Origin of the sequence: Caballeronia terrestris (assembly GCF_001544515.1) — a bacterium.
Lineage (GTDB): Bacteria > Pseudomonadota > Gammaproteobacteria > Burkholderiales > Burkholderiaceae > Caballeronia > Caballeronia terrestris.
Genome location: NZ_FCOL02000158.1, coordinates 1 through 5435, shown reverse-complemented (window position 1 = coordinate 5435; position 5435 = coordinate 1). Strand labels below are relative to the sequence as shown.

At 52.9% G+C, this 5435-nt stretch carries 2 tRNA genes and 2 rRNA genes; all 4 read left to right on the top strand.

The annotated features are described in order from the left end of the window. The first annotated feature begins 273 nt into the window (after window positions 1-273). The 4 genes from AWB67_RS34280 to AWB67_RS34265 all read left to right on the top strand — a co-directional run bounded on the left by AWB67_RS34280 (window position 274) and on the right by AWB67_RS34265 (window position 5310). Window positions 274-1804, top strand: a 16S ribosomal RNA gene (locus AWB67_RS34280). Window positions 1805-1864: 60 nt separating this feature from the next. Further along, a tRNA-Ile gene (locus tag AWB67_RS34275) sits at window positions 1865-1941 on the top strand. A 51-nt stretch (window positions 1942-1992) separates the two neighbouring features. Continuing rightward, a tRNA-Ala gene (locus AWB67_RS34270) sits at window positions 1993-2068 on the top strand. 362 nt (window positions 2069-2430) lie between these two features. Then, window positions 2431-5310, top strand: a 23S ribosomal RNA gene (locus tag AWB67_RS34265). Together the 16S and 23S rRNA genes with 2 tRNA genes alongside form the textbook arrangement of a ribosomal RNA operon. Window positions 5311-5435 lie beyond the last annotated feature (125 nt).

Here is a 5435-nt window from a genome sequence, read left to right as displayed (position 1 = left end):
AACGAAGCGCTGAAGTTGAGTGCTGTAGGCGACTGAAGGTGTGGGCGCCGGTTCGTGCGAATGTTCTTTAAAAACTAACAGCCGATAAGTGTGGGCGCTTGATGGCGACGCTGTTCTGGTCTTCGGGCTGGAGCATGAAGCGAAAGTATCAAGTCTCACACTAGTATTAAGGTAGGTTTTGAGTGTCTTTCCAGAGATGGAAAGATAAGCAGAACTTGTCAGTACGTTGAGTGAGCGACCTATTCGCAAGAATAGAAAACAGTAACAGGCATTGAACTGAAGAGTTTGATCCTGGCTCAGATTGAACGCTGGCGGCATGCCTTACACATGCAAGTCGAACGGCAGCACGGGGGCAACCCTGGTGGCGAGTGGCGAACGGGTGAGTAATACATCGGAACGTGTCCTGTAGTGGGGGATAGCCCGGCGAAAGCCGGATTAATACCGCATACGACCTAAGGGAGAAAGCGGGGGATCTTCGGACCTCGCGCTATAGGGGCGGCCGATGGCAGATTAGCTAGTTGGTGGGGTAAAGGCCTACCAAGGCGACGATCTGTAGCTGGTCTGAGAGGACGACCAGCCACACTGGGACTGAGACACGGCCCAGACTCCTACGGGAGGCAGCAGTGGGGAATTTTGGACAATGGGGGAAACCCTGATCCAGCAATGCCGCGTGTGTGAAGAAGGCCTTCGGGTTGTAAAGCACTTTTGTCCGGAAAGAAAACCTTCGAGCTAATACCTTGAGGGGATGACGGTACCGGAAGAATAAGCACCGGCTAACTACGTGCCAGCAGCCGCGGTAATACGTAGGGTGCGAGCGTTAATCGGAATTACTGGGCGTAAAGCGTGCGCAGGCGGTTTGTTAAGACAGATGTGAAATCCCCGGGCTTAACCTGGGAACTGCATTTGTGACTGGCAAGCTAGAGTATGGCAGAGGGGGGTAGAATTCCACGTGTAGCAGTGAAATGCGTAGAGATGTGGAGGAATACCGATGGCGAAGGCAGCCCCCTGGGCCAATACTGACGCTCATGCACGAAAGCGTGGGGAGCAAACAGGATTAGATACCCTGGTAGTCCACGCCCTAAACGATGTCAACTAGTTGTTGGGGATTCATTTCCTTAGTAACGTAGCTAACGCGTGAAGTTGACCGCCTGGGGAGTACGGTCGCAAGATTAAAACTCAAAGGAATTGACGGGGACCCGCACAAGCGGTGGATGATGTGGATTAATTCGATGCAACGCGAAAAACCTTACCTACCCTTGACATGGTCGGAACCCTGCTGAAAGGTGGGGGTGCTCGAAAGAGAACCGGCGCACAGGTGCTGCATGGCTGTCGTCAGCTCGTGTCGTGAGATGTTGGGTTAAGTCCCGCAACGAGCGCAACCCTTGTCCTTAGTTGCTACGCAAGAGCACTCTAAGGAGACTGCCGGTGACAAACCGGAGGAAGGTGGGGATGACGTCAAGTCCTCATGGCCCTTATGGGTAGGGCTTCACACGTCATACAATGGTCGGAACAGAGGGTCGCTAAGCCGCGAGGTGGAGCCAATCCCAGAAAACCGATCGTAGTCCGGATCGCAGTCTGCAACTCGACTGCGTGAAGCTGGAATCGCTAGTAATCGCGGATCAGCATGCCGCGGTGAATACGTTCCCGGGTCTTGTACACACCGCCCGTCACACCATGGGAGTGGGTTTTACCAGAAGTGGCTAGTCTAACCGCAAGGAGGACGGTCACCACGGTAGGATTCATGACTGGGGTGAAGTCGTAACAAGGTAGCCGTATCGGAAGGTGCGGCTGGATCACCTCCTTTCTCGAGCTCAAGTGTTCAAGTTGAGCGCTCACGCTTATCGGCTGTAAGAAGACAGGCTAAGGGTCTGTAGCTCAGTCGGTTAGAGCACCGTCTTGATAAGGCGGGGGTCGTTGGTTCGAATCCAACCAGACCCACCACCCAAGTGCGTGCGAAGACCGACGGTAGACAAACCTTTTAGCATGGCACCCGGGGGATTAGCTCAGCTGGGAGAGCACCTGCTTTGCAAGCAGGGGGTCGTCGGTTCGATCCCGTCATCCTCCACCAATCTTCAATGGATAAGGTTCTGGTAACAGAGTCGTGTATCCATTGGCGATTGAGCCAGTCAGAGCGATATTGGTAGGTGTAGATATCGGCTGAACGTTCTTTAACAATCTGGAAGAAGTAGTAAAGAGATTATTCGAAAGCACTTAGAGATGGGTGTGAGTAGGGTAGTCAGGGTTGTGATTGTATCAAGTATGAAAAGGTGATCGAAAGATCGCTTTGGAATACGGCACAACGCGAATACTCAACCTATGGCGAGATGTCGATGTGCCGCGGTGGTAACACAGCGGCCCTCCCCTTCGGGGGTGGGATCAGAGTAAGCGCTAAAGCGCTAACTCTGATCGACAGAGACACACTCGTTATAGGGTCAAGCGAACAAGTGCATGTGGTGGATGCCTTGGCGATCACAGGCGATGAAGGACGCGGTAGCCTGCGAAAAGCTTCGGGGAGCTGGCAAACGAGCTTTGATCCGAAGATGTCCGAATGGGGAAACCCGGCCCGTATGGGTCATCCGTAGCTGAATACATAGGCTACGAGAAGCGAACGCGGTGAACTGAAACATCTAAGTAACCGCAGGAAAAGAAATCAACCGAGATTCCCAGAGTAGTGGCGAGCGAAATGGGATCAGCCTGTACTCTTTATCTGTATTGTTAGCTGAACGCTCTGGAAAGTGCGGCCATAGCAGGTGATAGCCCTGTAAGCGAAAACAGTATGGAAGAACTAGGTGTACGACAAGTAGGGCGGGACACGTGAAATCCTGTCTGAAGATGGGGGGACCATCCTCCAAGGCTAAATACTCGTGATCGACCGATAGTGAACCAGTACCGTGAGGGAAAGGCGAAAAGAACCCCGGGAGGGGAGTGAAATAGATCCTGAAACCGCATGCATACAAACAGTCGGAGCCTGGAAACGGGTGACGGCGTACCTTTTGTATAATGGGTCAGCGACTTACGTTCAGTAGCAAGCTTAACTGATTAAGGCAGGCGTAGCGAAAGCGAGTCCGAATAGGGCGTTCAGTTGCTGGGCGTAGACCCGAAACCAAGTGATCTATCCATGGCCAGGTTGAAGGTGCGGTAACACGTACTGGAGGACCGAACCCACTAACGTTGAAAAGTTAGGGGATGAGCTGTGGATAGGGGTGAAAGGCTAAACAAACTTGGAAATAGCTGGTTCTCTCCGAAAACTATTTAGGTAGTGCCTCGTGTATCACCTTCGGGGGTAGAGCACTGTCATGGTTGTGGGGTCCATTGCGGATTACTACGCCATAGCAAACTCCGAATACCGAAGAGTGCAATCACGGGAGACAGACATCGGGTGCTAACGTCCGGTGTCAAGAGGGAAACAACCCAGACCGCCAGCTAAGGTCCCTAAGATTGGCTAAGTGGGAAACGAAGTGGGAAGGCTAAAACAGTCAGGAGGTTGGCTTAGAAGCAGCCATCCTTTAAAGAAAGCGTAATAGCTCACTGATCGAGTCGTCCTGCGCGGAAGATGTAACGGGGCTCAAGCCAGTCACCGAAGCTGCGGATGCACATTTATGTGCATGGTAGGAGAGCGTTCCGTAAGCCTGCGAAGGTGCATTGAAAAGTGCGCTGGAGGTATCGGAAGTGCGAATGCTGACATGAGTAGCGATAAAGGGGGTGAAAAGCCCCCTCGCCGTAAGCCCAAGGTTTCCTACGCAACGTTCATCGGCGTAGGGTGAGTCGGCCCCTAAGGCGAGGCAGAAATGCGTAGCTGATGGGAAGCAGGTTAATATTCCTGCACCATTGTTAGATGCGATGGGGGGACGGATCGCGGAAGGTTGTCCGGGTGTTGGAAGTCCCGGTCCTTGCATTGGAGAAGGCGCTTAGGCAAATCCGGGCGCGGAATTCAAGGGTGTGAGGCGAGCGACTTAGGTCGCGAAGCAATCGGAAGTGGTTCCAAGAAAAGCCTCTAAGCTTCAGTCTAACAAGACCGTACCGCAAACCGACACAGGTGGGCGAGATGAGTATTCTAAGGCGCTTGAGAGAACTCGGGAGAAGGAACTCGGCAAATTGGTACCGTAACTTCGGGATAAGGTACGCCCTTGTAGCTTGACTGGCCTGCGCCAGAAGGGTGAGAGGGTTGCAATAAACTGGTGGCTGCGACTGTTTAATAAAAACACAGCACTCTGCAAACACGAAAGTGGACGTATAGGGTGTGACGCCTGCCCGGTGCCGGAAGATTAAATGATGGGGTGCAAGCTCTTGATTGAAGTCCCGGTAAACGGCGGCCGTAACTATAACGGTCCTAAGGTAGCGAAATTCCTTGTCGGGTAAGTTCCGACCTGCACGAATGGCGTAACGATGGCCACACTGTCTCCTCCCGAGACTCAGCGAAGTTGAAGTGTTTGTGATGATGCAATCTCCCCGCGGCTAGACGGAAAGACCCCATGAACCTTTACTGTAGCTTTGCATTGGACTTTGAACCGATCTGTGTAGGATAGGTGGGAGGCTATGAAGCCGGAACGCTAGTTTCGGTGGAGCCGTCCTTGAAATACCACCCTGGTTTGTTTGAGGTTCTAACCTTGGCCCGTGATCCGGGTCGGGGACAGTGCATGGTAGGCAGTTTGACTGGGGCGGTCTCCTCCCAAAGTGTAACGGAGGAGTACGAAGGTACGCTAGGTACGGTCGGAAATCGTGCTGATAGTGCAATGGCATAAGCGTGCTTAACTGCGAGACCGACAAGTCGAGCAGGTGCGAAAGCAGGTCATAGTGATCCGGTGGTTCTGTATGGAAGGGCCATCGCTCAACGGATAAAAGGTACTCTGGGGATAACAGGCTGATACCGCCCAAGAGTTCATATCGACGGCGGTGTTTGGCACCTCGATGTCGGCTCATCTCATCCTGGGGCTGTAGCCGGTCCCAAGGGTATGGCTGTTCGCCATTTAAAGAGGTACGTGAGCTGGGTTTAAAACGTCGTGAGACAGTTTGGTCCCTATCTGCCGTGGGCGTTGGATATTTGAAGGGGGCTGCTCCTAGTACGAGAGGACCGGAGTGGACGAACCTCTGGTGTACCGGTTGTCACGCCAGTGGCATCGCCGGGTAGCTATGTTCGGAAGAGATAACCGCTGAAAGCATCTAAGCGGGAAACTCGCCTTAAGATGAGATATCCCCGGGGACTTGATCCCCTTGAAGGGTCGTTCTAGACCAGGACGTTGATAGGTCAGGTGTGGAAGTGCAGTAATGCATTAAGCTAACTGATACTAATTGCCCGTAAGGCTTGATCCTATAACCAGTGTGTTTCGCGGTCATGGTTAATGCTTCAGCATTTACCAGGACCCCGCTCCCGAAGGGAGTAGCGCACACCAGGTTGAGTCAAGTGTTGTGCCAACAAGCACAGCCCAAGTAACACC